At 56.8% G+C, this 13,306-nt stretch carries 13 protein-coding genes; 7 read left to right on the top strand and 6 right to left on the bottom strand.

Annotated features, from left to right (window positions below; translation table 11 throughout):
• Window positions 1-88: 88 nt before the first annotated feature.
• From ABFB09_RS00175 to ABFB09_RS00190, 4 genes are all read right to left on the bottom strand, one after another.
• Entirely contained in the window at window positions 89-613 is a 525-nt protein-coding gene (locus ABFB09_RS00175) for a YkgJ family cysteine cluster protein (protein ID WP_346999004.1), read from the bottom strand.
• Window positions 614-791: 178 nt separating this feature from the next.
• Window positions 792-1,562: a prepilin peptidase gene (locus tag ABFB09_RS00180; protein WP_346999007.1), complete on the bottom strand. Its 771-nt coding sequence runs from the start codon at window positions 1,560-1,562 to the stop codon at window positions 792-794.
• Window positions 1,563-1,734: 172 nt separating this feature from the next.
• Window positions 1,735-2,631, bottom strand: coding sequence for a YihY/virulence factor BrkB family protein (locus ABFB09_RS00185; RefSeq protein ID WP_346999009.1), 897 nt, complete (start codon window positions 2,629-2,631; stop codon window positions 1,735-1,737).
• A 36-nt stretch (window positions 2,632-2,667) separates the two neighbouring features.
• Window positions 2,668-2,862, bottom strand: a complete 195-nt coding sequence (locus ABFB09_RS00190; protein ID WP_346999236.1) for a superinfection immunity protein — start codon at window positions 2,860-2,862, stop codon at window positions 2,668-2,670.
• Window positions 2,863-2,995: 133 nt separating this feature from the next.
• Here ABFB09_RS00190 and thiL point away from each other — a divergent pair, with 133 nt between their 5' ends.
• The 7 genes from thiL (at window position 2,996) to ftsH (ending at window position 10,336) form a co-directional block, all read left to right on the top strand.
• Window positions 2,996-3,970 carry a thiamine-phosphate kinase gene (gene thiL, locus ABFB09_RS00195; RefSeq protein WP_346999011.1) on the top strand — a complete coding sequence of 325 codons (975 nt, stop codon included), beginning with the start codon at window positions 2,996-2,998 and terminating at the stop codon, window positions 3,968-3,970.
• A 50-nt stretch (window positions 3,971-4,020) separates the two neighbouring features.
• The gene (gene tsaE / locus ABFB09_RS00200) at window positions 4,021-4,500 is read left to right on the top strand and encodes a tRNA (adenosine(37)-N6)-threonylcarbamoyltransferase complex ATPase subunit type 1 TsaE (RefSeq protein WP_346999012.1); all 480 of its coding nucleotides are present in this window, start codon (window positions 4,021-4,023) and stop codon (window positions 4,498-4,500) included.
• On the top strand, window positions 4,497-5,861 hold the full coding sequence (gene tsaB, locus ABFB09_RS00205) for a tRNA (adenosine(37)-N6)-threonylcarbamoyltransferase complex dimerization subunit type 1 TsaB (RefSeq protein ID WP_346999014.1): 1,365 nt from the start codon (window positions 4,497-4,499) through the stop codon (window positions 5,859-5,861). The genes tsaE and tsaB overlap by 4 nt, the downstream gene beginning before the upstream one ends.
• Window positions 5,862-6,281: a nucleoside-diphosphate kinase gene (gene ndk, locus ABFB09_RS00210; protein WP_346999016.1), complete on the top strand. Its 420-nt coding sequence runs from the start codon at window positions 5,862-5,864 to the stop codon at window positions 6,279-6,281. It abuts the gene before it with no gap.
• A 123-nt stretch (window positions 6,282-6,404) separates the two neighbouring features.
• Window positions 6,405-7,286, top strand: a complete 882-nt coding sequence (locus ABFB09_RS00215) for a diacylglycerol kinase family protein (protein WP_346999018.1) — start codon at window positions 6,405-6,407, stop codon at window positions 7,284-7,286.
• Between the two features lie 124 nt (window positions 7,287-7,410).
• Window positions 7,411-8,262 carry a TIM barrel protein gene (locus ABFB09_RS00220; protein ID WP_346999019.1) on the top strand — a complete coding sequence of 284 codons (852 nt, stop codon included), beginning with the start codon at window positions 7,411-7,413 and terminating at the stop codon, window positions 8,260-8,262.
• Window positions 8,263-8,356: 94 nt separating this feature from the next.
• A complete protein-coding gene (gene ftsH / locus ABFB09_RS00225) occupies window positions 8,357-10,336 on the top strand; it encodes an ATP-dependent zinc metalloprotease FtsH (RefSeq protein ID WP_346999020.1) in 1,980 nt (659 codons plus the stop codon).
• 137 nt (window positions 10,337-10,473) lie between these two features.
• Here ftsH and ABFB09_RS00230 read toward each other — a convergent pair whose 3' ends face one another.
• Together ABFB09_RS00230 and metG are read right to left on the bottom strand one after the other, a co-directional pair.
• Window positions 10,474-11,445, bottom strand: a complete 972-nt coding sequence (locus ABFB09_RS00230) for a polyprenyl synthetase family protein (RefSeq protein ID WP_346999021.1) — start codon at window positions 11,443-11,445, stop codon at window positions 10,474-10,476.
• A gap of 183 nt (window positions 11,446-11,628) precedes the next feature.
• Window positions 11,629-13,296 (bottom strand): methionine--tRNA ligase, encoded by a 1,668-nt coding sequence (gene metG / locus ABFB09_RS00235; protein ID WP_346999023.1) that lies wholly within the window; start codon window positions 13,294-13,296, stop codon window positions 11,629-11,631.
• Window positions 13,297-13,306: the final 10 nt, after the last annotated feature.

A 13,306-nucleotide genomic window follows, 5' to 3' on the forward strand; every position in this document is an offset into this window, starting at 1 on the left:
AGCGATAAAAATGGGACTTAATTGGATTTCCAATGTGCCGCGACGGAAGCATCCGCAGTTAACGTCCTTTAGTTGCTAATCGTACTGGTCACGCTACTCTGACCTTACAGGGTAGTCCTATTTCGTTGGTTTTATATACGTATTTTCCACCATTCGGGTCGAAATCCGGAAGCAGCTTCTGGATTTCATGTACCGGCCATATACCGTTATACGTTATTGTCGGATTCTCCCAGCAGACGGAACTCTTTGCTGACTTGGGTCGGACGGAATGTATCTTGCACTCGTGGTTTTCTTTGTCGAAAAACACGCAGTATCCCCGGTCGTAAGTGCGGTAGTAAGGTATGTATTTCCCGGCGATGTCACCTTGTGTTTCCCTGATCCATAGTAGAAAATAGCCTTTTTTATCTTCGTTGACGACCGTATATTTTTGCGCGAGTTCCGCCGGTTCCATACCTAAAAACCGCGCTATTGCCTCGAACTCCCCTGGTTCCGGTACGCACGGCTGCTGCAAACAGCAATAGCCGCACTGCTGGCACGACGTGCTTCCGCTGTTTTTCGCCATATTGTGCTTTTTTTGCTCTTCCGCAAATTGTGCCACGCTTTCCGCTTTCAACCGGTTTACATCTTCCGGACCGGAAATACGCGATGGATTATTCATTGTGTACATAGCAAAATCCGCAATATTATTTACATAAAAGTATACAATGGGTTATTGATATTAGCAAATAACAAGGGTTTCTACCGGGAAAAGCCATTGGTAGCTAAAGCGTTTGTGTTGATAAGGCGAGTAACTATTTCAGGAAAAAGCCCAGGTACCAGTCGATGATCTGGTCGCCCCAGAGGAAGGTGATGAACATTGCCAGGGCCAGGAATGGGCCGAACGCGATGGCTTCCCGGCGGCCTTTGCGGCGCAAGGTCAGGAAGGCGATAGCCACCAGCCCGGAGGCTATCCAGGACATGATCACGGCCACGATGATATTAGGCCAGCCGGTCATCAATCCGGCCAGGGCGCCCAGTTTGACGTCTCCCTCTCCCATCCCCCCCCGTGAAACGATGTAGACCAGCAGGAAGATGCCGAACCCGGCGGCGGCTCCGATGCCGGCGTTGAGGGGTGTGGGCGCCAGGTCGATCTGACCGGAAAACAGGCTGATGCTCAGGGCCACCGCCATGGCTGGCAGCAGAATATTGTTGAGGATAAGCTGGTGCTCCATGTCGATGACGAAGATGACAACGGTCACCGCGGCGTAGAAGAGAGCTGCCCACAGCACTGGTGTCAGGCCGAAATAGAGGTAAAGGAAGGCGAAAGTGAGGCCGGTTATTGCCTCCACCCAGAATACCCGCGCCGGAATCTTCTCGCCGCAGGTGCGACAACGGCCCCGGAGCACAAGCCAGGAAAGCACCGGGATCATGTCGGCGGGGGTTAGGCGGCGGCTGCAGCCCGGACATTTGGACGGGGGCATGACGACGGATTTATCATGAGGTAAGCGGTCAGCCAGTACGTTCAAGAAGCTGCCGATGACAGCGCCGAACATGAAGAAGATGATTGCGTAGGCGGTTTCCATTGGGGCACATTATAGATGGAGTCACAAATAAATTCCAAGTTACAAACCCGGAATAGCTCCAAACACGAAATATCAGAGTTTGGTCATTGGTGTTTTGGTAATTTGAAATTTGTTTCGTGCTTGGTATTCGAATTTCGGCTTTGGGGAGGCATGTAAGGCGGGGTAAAACAGGTTATTCACCTTTGGTCAAGAGCTCGAATTTACCTGTGCCCTCGATCTCCTGGTGCAGCACTGAGTTAACCTCCACCCCCAGGATGAGGATGATGGCGGAGATATAGATCCACATCAGCAGCACGATGACTGAGCCCAGCGGGCCATATACCGACTCGTAGTTGGCGAAATTGGTCAGGAAAAAGATAAAGAGATATGTACCCGCCTGAAAAAGTACTGCGGCCAGGATGGTGCCAGGCCAGGTCCATTTCCAGATGGTGCGGGTGTTGGGCACATATTTATAGATGATGAGAAAAACCAGCAGCGCCAACAGGAAGCCGATGAGGCGGCCACCGAACGGCACCAGGAAATTTAGCAGTGGATTGGGTGACTCATCGACGAAATTCACCAGGTTGATCGCCGTCAGCGACAGTAGGAAGAGGGCGCCGGTGCCCACCACCATAGCCAGATCCCGCGCCTTGCCGATGACGAAATGGCGCTCCGATTTGATGCCCCAGGCGCGGTTGACCGCCCGGCGGATGGCGGCGAACAAATTGCTGCCGCTCCATAGAAGACCAACCACACCGGCGATACCGCCAACACCCCTGAGTTCGATGACGGCATCCAGTGTGGTTTCAACGAAATCGGCAGAGCCGGGAAGAACATGGATCAGTGCGTCCGAAACTGCCCGGCGGATATCTTCATTTGGCAGAAAAAAGCCCATCAGGGAGACCACGCCTAGCAGGAGCGGGAAGATCGACAGGAAGGCATAGAAGGCGACAGCGCCGGCGCGGTCGGAAGCGTCATCGCGGCTCCACTCCTCGGCTATGCGCCGAAGGAAGCGGAAGGCGATGCTCTTTTCCAGGGCGCCCTTGATACGGTTGACCCACGCGTTGATGGACTGTCTCAACTTTTTCATATCGTTTACGATCTGCCCGGCGATATAAAACTCTGGTTACTTCTTGACCGCCCAAACCAGGGCAACCACCCAGCCGATGAAAGTCCAGCCCAGGAGCAGATTCAGCAGGAAAATGGCGCCAGTATTACGGCGTTTACGAGCGATGGCGATAGTTGTGGGCAGGAAATAGATCACCAGGCTGATGATGAATGAGATGATCCCAAAGATGCTGGCGAAGAAAAACCCGAAGATGCCTTCAATCATAATGCGAAACTCCTGACAATGTTATAAAGATAGACTACCTTAAATCAGGGCACCGGGCAACAGGAAAATATTCGGGAGGCTCTGGGGATATGATATAATCCGGGTTGTGAAAAGAGCTAAATTGAGCGAATTCGAACTTATCGACCGGATCATTTCCGAGGTAAACCGGGTGAAACCGGGCGATTGGCCGTCGCTTCTTTCCGGTATCGGCGACGATACGGCGCTTATCAAGTTCAAGGGCAAGTACCAATTGGCTACTGTCGACTGTCTTGTCGAGGACGTTCATTTCAAAAAGGAATTCCTTGATTGGACGTCTCTGGGATGGAAGGCGCTGGCGGTGAACCTGTCCGATATCGCCGCCATGGGTGGTAAGCCGAAGTACGCTTTGGTATCGCTTGCTCTACCTTCTGATGTCGATACCGATAACGTGGTCAAACTTTACCGCGGCATGCTGGAACTAGCCAGGGAGTCCGGCACCGTTATCGCCGGGGGCAATATCAGCCGCGCCGCGCAGTTGGGCGTCCATGTGACGGTTATCGGCGAAGCGGAGTCGAAATCGAAAACGTTGCTGCGCTCGAAGGCCAAAAAGGGCGACCTTATCGCCGTGACGGGGCGGCTGGGTGGAGCGGCAGCGGGACTGCAAGCGCTCCAAGGTGCCTTCCGGCCGGGGAAGTTCGACACCGATGAACTGACGCGAGCTTTTTGGCGGCCGCAACCGAGGCTCGATGTCGGGCAACTGCTGGTTAAACACGGCGTTAAATGCGCCATAGATATCAGCGACGGGTTGCTTGCCGACCTGGGGCATATCCTCAAGGCCAGCAAGGTCGGAGCTAAGGTCGAGGTCGCCCGTATCCCGGTTCACCCATCGGCGGCATCGTCGAGCGAAGTCGACGCGTTGGAAGCGGCTCTTAACGGCGGAGAAGATTACGAACTTTTATTCACCGGAAAACGTGAAATTATCGAAAAAGTGGCTGCCGATGCCTGCTGTCCGGTAACGGTCATCGGCGAGATCGTCCGTGGCACGGGCAAGATTGAATTGCTCGATACCCTGGGTTGTCCGCTGTCGGTTGACCCCGCGGGATGGCGGCACTTTTAGGTATAATAACCCGATCGTCGGCTGCCCGAATTAGAAAATCGCTCCAAAATATGAACTCACTCACAATTAACGCGAATTCCCCCGTATCCACCCGTCGTATCGGAGAAGCCGTGGGCAAAGCCTTAGGCTCCGGCGACGTTGTGCTGCTCGCCGGACCACTGGGAGCGGGTAAAACGACATTGACCCAGGGTCTCGCCCTTGGATTGGGCATCACTGAAAGCGTGATGAGCCCCACGTTCGTCCTTATGCGTGAACTCAAGGGCAGGCTGCCGTTGTATCACCTGGACTTATACCGCTTGGAAAATCTGCCGGAGATCTCGGACCTGGGCCTGGATGATTATTTTTACGGTGACGGGGTCACGGTGGTGGAGTGGGCCGACCGCGCCGGGGTGCTGCTGCCGGAAGAACACCTGCGCGTTGACTTGGAGTATGCCGGCAACCGGTCCCGGAGCTTGTGTTTCACCGCTCGCGGCGAGCGTTACGAGCAATTGCTGACCGGCTTGGCTGCCCGGTTCGAGGCAAAATCATGACACTGATACTGGCTATCGACGCCGCCACGGCGCACGCCGGGCTGGCATTGCTTCGGGACGGTGAAATGGTCGCCGAAGACGCCTGGCTGACTCACCATAATCAGACGGTGGAACTGCTGCCTCGTTTGGAATCCCTGCTGCTTAAATCGAACTTGACGATTCAGAATGTCGATGCCATCGCCGTGAGCCGCGGACCGGGAAGCTACAACGGAGTACGGGTGGGCATCGCCAACGCCAAAGGCCTGGCTTTCGCTTTAGCCAAACCACTTATCGGCGTCGGTACCCTTGAGGCTGAGGCGTGGCGTTTCCGTGCTGCCAGCCGCCCGGTATGGGCTATCCTGCCATTGGGACATGATTATGCCGTCGTTATGTTTGAACCCGTTGACGGGGAGTGGACTAAGAGTCTACCGGAGCAGGCGATGACGCCCGATCAACTGATTGCGGCGTTGCCGCCGGGGACGCTGGTGGCTGGCGAACTGCCGGAGAGGATTCTTGAACTGTTGCGTTCTTCTCGTAGCGATATCGAAATCGCCGTCGAGAGCCCCTTGAACCGGGCGGCGGCGCTTGGGCAGATCGGATTCGAACGCCTGCAACGGGGTGAAACGGATACTGCCGCGTCCCTCCAGGCTTTGTACCTACGGCGGCCGCAGGTCACTCCTCCCAAAACGCCGCGGGATACCTCCGGGCTGCCCGGGCGCGGTGTTATCTGGGATATGGATGGTGTTATAATTGACTCCGCTGAATTACATTTCCGGTCATGGCGGGACGCACTGGGCAAACGCGGCATCGAGATGAGCCGGGAGCAATTCGACGCCACCTTCGGCCGCCGCAATGACGATATCATCGCCTACGTCACCGGCCGGCCGGCAATACCGGAAGAAGTCGCGACAATCGGCAATGAGAAAGAGACTGCGTACCGGCGGATGGTTGTGGGGCAGGCACGCGCTTTCCCCGGCGTCATGGAACTGATGCGCACCCTGAAGGAGAGCGATTTCAAACAGGCGGTGGCCTCATCGGCGCCGCCGGAGAATGTAGCTCTCATTGTCAGGGAGATGGCTCTTGAAGGGTTGATCGATGCCACCGTCGATGCATCCCAGGTGTCTAAGGGGAAACCCGATCCGGAAGTTTTTCTAAAGGCGGCGGCCGGGCTCGGGCTTGAGCCGGAATCTTGTCTGGTCATCGAGGACGCCGTGGCGGGAGTTGAAGCGGCGGTTCGTGCCGGCATGGCGGTCATCGCCGTCTCCAATACTCACCCGAAGGATAAACTGGCTGCGGCGGATCTGGTCGTCGCCTCTTTGGAAGAGGTGGACGCGTCTCAAATACTGGAACTGATAAATCGTAAATTACAAAAAGGAGTATAAATGGAAAAGACACTGGTACTCATCAAACCCGACGGTGTAGAAAACGGTCATGCCTGCGCCATCCTGGCCCGGCTGGAAGCCACCGGCGTTAAACTGGCGGCGACGCGGATGCTGAAGATCTCCCGGGAAACCGCGGAAGCTCATTACGCCGTCCACAAAGAGAGGCCGTTCTTCGCCAGCGTGGTCAGTTACATCACCTCCGGCCCGGTGGTGGCGGCGGTCTTCCAGGGTGAGGATGCGGTGATCAAGGTGCGCAAGGCCATGGGCGCCACCGATCCGGCTAAAGCCGAAGTAGGCACCATCCGCAAGGATTTCGCCGAGAGCATCGAGCGCAACGCCATTCACGGATCGGATTCCCCGGAAACCGCGCAGTTTGAGATCGGGCTGTATTTCAAACCGGAAGACATCTTCTCTTATTAGATTGGAATCGCTTGAGCATTCGGGAGGGGGCGCAAGCCCCCTTCTTGTCTATTGGGCGCATCCTAATTCAGTATCCGATCCGCCAAGATGACTCAACCGTGAAATAGTAGTAAAGTGTTAACAATGGACGAGAGAACTATCCTCGCCCTGGTCTCTAAAAGAGCCAGTCACTTTCACCCGGATGTGTGCCGGAGTCTAGACTCGGCGTTTTCCGGTGTTGGATTGACTCTGCAATTCCACTATATCGATGAGAACTCCGGTGTTGCGGAGGAGATCGACCGTGCGTTGAAATCCGGCTGTCACACCTTTCTGGCCGTCGGCGGGGACGGTACCGTCAGCCTGGCGGCTGGCCATCTCCATGGCAAGCCGCATCGCCTCGGCATCATACCCGCCGGAACCGCCAATACCCTGGCGCGCATCCTGGGAATCCCCATGAATATCGGCAGGGCGATTAAGCTGGCCGCGACCTCCCAGAAGACCCGGTCGATCGACGGCATGGAGGTTCGGGGACGCTTATGCCTGCAAAATGTTTCTACAGGCATTTCTTCAATTTCCCTCGACGGCCTGGACGCCAGGCAGAAAGCCCAGGCGGGCATGTTCTCCTATGTTATCGGCGCAGCCCGCGCCACCTGGAGGATAGCGCCTTGCGATTATAAAATCACCATCGACGGCCGGGATTATGCCGTGAACGCCGTGGAGATTCATGTTACCAATACCGGCGTTCTGGGTGTGCCGCAATACCATATTCATGAATCTTCCTGCATCGATGACGGCAGTGTCGAAGTGCTGGGGATCACCCGCTGGACGCCTCAGAAAATCGCCGATACCGTGCTGGATATTACGTTGCGCAGGAAGAAACGCGCCATTCAATTCATCGGTGGAGGCAGCGACATCCGGATCAGGAGCGCCCATGGGCTTGCTGTGCAGGGTGACGGCGATATCATCGGCACTACGCCGGTCGATATCACGGTACGCCCGAGGGCGGTCAATTTCATTGTTCGCTGATGATGCGTTTTCGTCAGATCCCTTCGTTCTCGTGTAGGGGCCAATCTCAGATCGGCCCTGGGGAGGGGCGGGTAGTATGGATATGTTTGCCCGGCTGATGCCGGTCGCCTATACTTAACGGATTATGCTTAATTTCGGCACCGCCGGCATACCCGCCGGCACCAAGGGCAAAGGCGATACCGTCGCCGGTCTCAGGCAGGTCGCTGATCTTGGTTTGGGCGGCATGGAGATAGAGTTTGTCCGCGGTATATATCTCAAGGAGAACACCGCGCCGCCGGTCGCTTATGTTGCTAAGAAGCTCGGACTCAAGCTCTCCTGTCACGCGCCGTATTATCTCAATCTCAACGCATCCGATGAGATCAAGCAACGGCAGTCGGGAGGCGTGCTGCATCACGCGGCGCGCATTGCCGCTCTTGCCGGCGCCGGAAGCATCGTATTTCACGCCGGTTACTATTTGAAAGACACGCCGGAAACGGCTTATGGCCGGATCAGAGAGCAAATCGAAGTGGTGCTGGAGAAACTCCGTGATGAAAACATCCGGATTACTCTGCGGCCGGAATTGGCTGGTAAGGTCAGCCAGTTCGGCAACCTGACCGAACTTCTGCGCTTGTCGAAGGAACTGCTGGGTGTGGTTCCGGCCATCGACTTCGCTCATCTGCGTGCCGTCACCGGCCGCTACAACAGTTACGCTGAATTCGCCGAGGTGTTGAACCGGATCGGCGACTCACTGGGCGCTGAGGCGCTGTCGGATCTCCATTTGCATGTGTCCGGCATCGAATACGGTAAGAGCGGTGAGCGGCGGCATCTCAACCTGGCTGAGACGGATTACCGCTATGAGGAGTTGTTGCAAGCTTTGATTGATGTCGATGCCGGCGGATTACTCATCTGTGAAAGCCCCAATATAGAGGAGGACGCGTTATTGTTGCAGCGTACCCGTTGGGAATTGGCGGGAGGGAAGCAGTCGCCTGGCCGGTAATGACAACGATTCTTTCGAGATATAGCGGTCTCTGGTATAATATACATAATATTCTATCAACTATTTTTGCCACCGGACTATTTTTGAGGCTGATATGAAATTTAACTGGAAACGCACTACCATCGCCTATGTCATAATGCTGCTGGTCAGCATCGCCATTTTCGCACTATTGCTGCCTAATACCCAGGATCAACCTCTGGAGGTGACCCAGAATGATCTAATCACCCTGTCGCAGAACAACCAGATCGAGAAGATCGTGGTTGAAGAGGACAAGATCACCGCAACCACCACCGGCGGATATCCAGTGGCAGGTGACCCCCCCAGGGACATCTTTACCTTTAAGGAATACCTGACCTCCATCTATGACATACCCGGATTGGATCTTACAGGGGTCGATGTTGAGATAGTTGGCAACACCGGTTTTGACTGGGGCGCCGTGCTCATCAATATCATCCCCATCCTGTTCATAGGCGGCATTATCCTCTTCCTGTTCAGCCAGGCGCGCGGCGCCAATTCCCAGGCCATGCAGTTCGGCCGCTCCAAGGCCAAGATGTTCAACGTGGACAAGCCTACCACCACCTTCGATAACGTCGCCGGTGTGGATGAGGCCAAAGGTGAAGTCCAGGAGATCGTGGAGTTCCTGAAGTCTCGCGAGAAATTCCAGGCGCTGGGCGCCCGCATCCCCAAGGGCGTGTTGCTCATCGGCTACCCCGGCACCGGTAAAACGCTGCTGGCCCGCGCCATCGCCGGTGAGGCCGGCGTGCCATTCTTCTCAATTTCCGGGTCCGAGTTCGTGGAGATGTTCGTCGGCGTCGGCGCCTCCCGCGTCCGCGACCTATTCGAGCAGGCCAAGCGCAATGCCCCGTGCATCATCTTTATCGACGAGATCGATGCTGTCGGCCGACAGCGCGGCGCCGGTCTCGGCGGCGGCCATGACGAGCGGGAGCAGACTTTGAATCAGATACTGGTGGAGATGGACGGCTTTGAAGCCACCACTACCATCATCGTTATCGCCGCCACCAACCGCCCGGATGTCCTCGACCCGGCGCTGCTGCGCCCCGGCCGTTTCGACCGCCGCGTGGTCTTGGATATGCCGGACCTCAACGGCCGCCACCAGATATTGAAGATCCACGCCAAGGGCAAGCCTCTGGCCGAAGACGTCAACCTGGAATCCCTGGCCAAGCAAACCATCGGTTTCTCCGGCGCCGACCTGTCCAATCTGATGAACGAGGGCGCCATCCTGGCGGCTCGTGGCGGCAAGAAGGTCGTTGAGATGATCGACCTGGAAGAGTCGATCGACCGCGTGATCGCCGGGCCGGAGCGCAAGAGCCGCAAGGTCAGCCCGCACGAGAAAGAGATCACCGCCTATCACGAAGCCGGACACGCCCTGGTGGCGCGGCTCCTGCCCCACGCCGATCCGGTGCACAAGATCACCATCGTAGCCCGGGGCATGGCTGGCGGTTATACCAAGCAGTTACCGGCGGAAGACCGCTATATCGCCACCAACTCGCAGTTCAAGACCAAGATCGCCATCTCCATGGGCGGCCGTCTGGCCGAGGAAATCATGTTCGATGAGATGTCCACCGGCGCCTCCCAGGACTTCAAGGATGCCACCAACATCGCCAAGAAGATGGTCACTTCCTACGGTATGAGCGAAAAGCTCGGGCCGCGCACCTTCGGCAGCAAGGAAGAGATGGTCTTCCTGGGCAAAGAGATCCACGAGCAGCGCGACTACGGCGAAAAGACCGCCGACCTGATCGACCAGGAAGTAGAGGCCATCATCCAGTCCGCCTATCAGACGGCCAAGACCATTCTGATCGAGAACAAGGACCGGTTGCGCTACATCGCCGAACAGTTGATGGCCGCTGAAACCCTCGAGGGCGAGACGCTGGAGAGGCTCTTCACCGAACCGGTGCCGCCCCCCACACCCAAGGCTGAGACGGCCGAAGTTGAAAACACCCCTGTGGCCGCTGTTAAAACAGAAGCCAAAGCTAAAGCCAAGACCGCCACCAAGGCTGCCGACAAACCGGCTGGAGCCGGTCCGGCCGCCCCGCACGTAGCCCCGGCGACCTGATAAGAACCAGGTACAAACAGAAAGGCGCTGATATAAGCATCAGCGCCTTTTCTTATTATTATTATTCGTTGGGTTCACCACTGATTCACGTCTCTCCCTTTCGCAAAGGGAGATTAAGAGGGATTTCGTCCCCAGCCCTACACCCGCCGCCGGATCAGGTAAGCGGTAAGTTCCTTCAGTGCCTCACGGCAGTCACTCAGCGGCAGGGTGTCCAGCGCTTCGATTGCCCTGTCGGAATAGATCACGGCGCGGCGGTAACTTTCGTCGATAAGGTCGCTGTGGCGGATCATGTCAATGGCGCGGGTGAAGTCAGCTTCGCGGTTTTTGCCTTCCAGGAAATCCTTGACCGGGTTAGAATCCGGGTAACGTTCCATCAGGAGAAGGGCGGGGAGGGTCACCGTGCCCTGGCGCAGGTCGGAGCCTACCGGTTTGCCCAGTTCCGCCTCGGTGCCTATGAAATCCAGGATATCATCGACGATCTGGAAGGCCAGGCCGAGATTGTAGCCGAAATCCGTCAGCGCCTGGATCTGGGTCTCGGTACCCCCCGCCAGCACCGCCCCGGACTCGGTGGACATCTTGAGAAGTTCCGCCGTCTTGCCGGCGATGCGCTGATAATAGCCTTCCAGGCTCTGTTCCGGGCTGAAAACATCGCGGGCCTGCCGCAGTTCGCCCACTGCAATCACCTGGAGTGTGTGTGAGAACAGTTTTACCACCCGCAGATTGTCGGTGGCGGCGGCGAATTCACCGGCGCGGGCAAAGAGAAAATCGCCCAGCAGGATCGCTTTCTCGGTACCCCAGAGCTTGTTGACGGTCAGCCTGCCGCGGCGGGTGTCGGCGCGGTCGATAGCGTCGTCGTGGACGAGCGTTGAAATGTGCAGCAGTTCATTGGCTGTGGCCATATTCAGGATACGGTGGGTGTTTCCGTCGATACAGCGTCCAGCCATGAAGGTCAGTGCCGGGCGCAATATCTTGCCACCCGCCAGGATATGGCGCAGCATGTCGTGGAGTTCGGGGAACTCCTCACGCCACTGGTTGAATAGCGCATTGAAGTTCGCCTCGACGGCGCCAAGGTCTCCGACCACCGGGGCATACAGATCTTTTAGTCTCAAGGTCAATTCCTAATCACCATGAAATAACCAACAACCAAGAAACAAATTCCATGCAATATCCAATTTCCAATATTCAAACCACGAACAAACTTGATGGTTGGAATTTGAATATTGATTTTTGTTTGGTTCACCATGAAGAGGGCTCACCATGAATGGTTATTGTACCTTGTTTCCTGTGGATTGCTACATTAGTCCCAGACGGGCCGTTTCTTCCTCGACCACCGTCTCATCCAGCTTGATGAACAGCGCTTCCGGCGGGTTCAATGCCGAGCCGGGCACAGGGCGCCGCAGCTTCCAGCCGTCGGCTTGAATGGTGCTGTCGTAACCCAGGAATCCGTGCAGCTTCTCCGAGCTGAAGGGCAGGAAGGGGTAGAAGGCGGTACGCAGGCCGGAGATGACGGTGAGGGCGGTATACAGCGCATCGGCGGCGGCCGGCTTATCCGTCTTGACCGATTTCCAAGGGGACTTCTCGTCCAGGTAACGGTTAGCCTCGGCGGCCAGCGCCATGGCGGTCTTGATGGCTTCTTTGAACTTGCAGCCGTAAAGTAGTTCATCCATCGTTTGGAGCGTCGCTCCGGTCTTGCCGATGATTTCCAGGCTGCGCTCGTCGAGGCCGCCGTGTTCCGGCACTCGTCCCTCGAAATGCTTTTGCAGCATGGACAGCACCCGGTTGACCAGGTTGCCATAGGTGGCCACCAGTTCGTCGTTATTGCGGCGCACGAACTCACGCCAAGAAAAATCGGTATCCGAGGTGTCCGGCATATTGGCTGAAAGCATGTAGCGCAGGGCATCGGGCTGATAGCGTGACAGGAAGTCGTCCAGCCAGATGGCGATGTTTCTGCTCTTGGACAGCTTCTGCGCCTCTATGGTCAGGAACTCGTTGGAGGGCACGTCGTAAGGCAGGTTCAGCCCGCCGTAGCCCATGAGCATGGCCGGCCAGATGATGGTGTGGAAGGGAATATTGTCCTTGCCGATGAAATAGTAGCTCTTGCAGTCTTCTTGCCAGAACCGGCGCCAAGCCTCCGGATCACCGCTCCGCTGCGCCCATTCCTTGCTGGCCGAAAGGTACCCGATGACCGCCTCGAACCAGACATAAATGCGCTTATCGTCATAACCGGGCAAGGGCACAGGTATGCCCCAGGTGATATCGCGGGTGATAGCCCGGTCATGCAGGCCTTCTTCCAAATAACGCCGGGTAAAGCGCTGCACGTTGAGCCGCCAGTGATCCTGCTGCTCCTTAACCCACTCCAGTAGGGGCTGCTCGAAGGCGGACAACCGCAGGAAGAAATGCTCCGTTTCCCGGAACTCCGGAGCGGTGCCGCAGAGCTTGCAGCAGGCGCCGATCAGATCGGCCGGGTTCATCGGCTTGCCGCAGGCGTCGCACTGGTCGCCGCGGGCGCCGGGGGTCTTACACGACGGGCAGACGCCCTCGACGTAGCGGTCGGGCAGGAAGCGTTTACAACTGGCGCAATAGGGTTGCGACACAGTTTCTTTGTAGAGATAACCCTTTTCCAGCAGGGTGAGGAAGATATCCTGGACCACTGCCGTATGGTTGGGGGTGCCGGTGGTGGTGTAAAGGTCGAAGGTGATGCCCAGCGCCGCCCAGTTCTCGACGAACTTATCGTGAAAATAGCCCGCCACCTCCGCCGGGGTTTTCCCCTCAGCCTCTGCCCGGATGGTTACCGGCGTGCCGTGCTGATCAGAACCGGAAACCATCAGCACCTCATCGCCGCGGGTGCGGTGATACCGGGCAAAAATATCCGGCGGCAGATAAGCCCCGGCGACATGCCCCAGGTGCAGGCGATTGTTGGCGTAAGGCCAGGCCACGCCGATTAAGATGCGTTCTGTCATCTATTGAATA

Source organism: Dehalogenimonas sp. THU2, from assembly GCF_039749495.1.
Classification (GTDB): domain Bacteria; phylum Chloroflexota; class Dehalococcoidia; order Dehalococcoidales; family Dehalococcoidaceae; genus Dehalogenimonas.

Coding starts and splice junctions, on each gene's coding strand:
- ndk (WP_346999016.1), top strand. CDS start 5,862: ATGGAAAAGACACTGGTACTCATCAAACCCGACGGTGTAGAAAACGGT.
- ABFB09_RS00215 (WP_346999018.1), top strand. CDS start 6,405: ATGGACGAGAGAACTATCCTCGCCCTGGTCTCTAAAAGAGCCAGTCAC.
- ABFB09_RS00185 (WP_346999009.1), bottom strand. CDS start 2,631: ATGAAAAAGTTGAGACAGTCCATCAACGCGTGGGTCAACCGTATCAAG.
- tsaE (WP_346999012.1), top strand. CDS start 4,021: ATGAACTCACTCACAATTAACGCGAATTCCCCCGTATCCACCCGTCGT.
- tsaB (WP_346999014.1), top strand. CDS start 4,497: ATGACACTGATACTGGCTATCGACGCCGCCACGGCGCACGCCGGGCTG.
- ftsH (WP_346999020.1), top strand. CDS start 8,357: ATGAAATTTAACTGGAAACGCACTACCATCGCCTATGTCATAATGCTG.
- metG (WP_346999023.1), bottom strand. CDS start 13,296: ATGACAGAACGCATCTTAATCGGCGTGGCCTGGCCTTACGCCAACAAT.
- ABFB09_RS00220 (WP_346999019.1), top strand. CDS start 7,411: ATGCTTAATTTCGGCACCGCCGGCATACCCGCCGGCACCAAGGGCAAA.
- ABFB09_RS00180 (WP_346999007.1), bottom strand. CDS start 1,562: ATGGAAACCGCCTACGCAATCATCTTCTTCATGTTCGGCGCTGTCATC.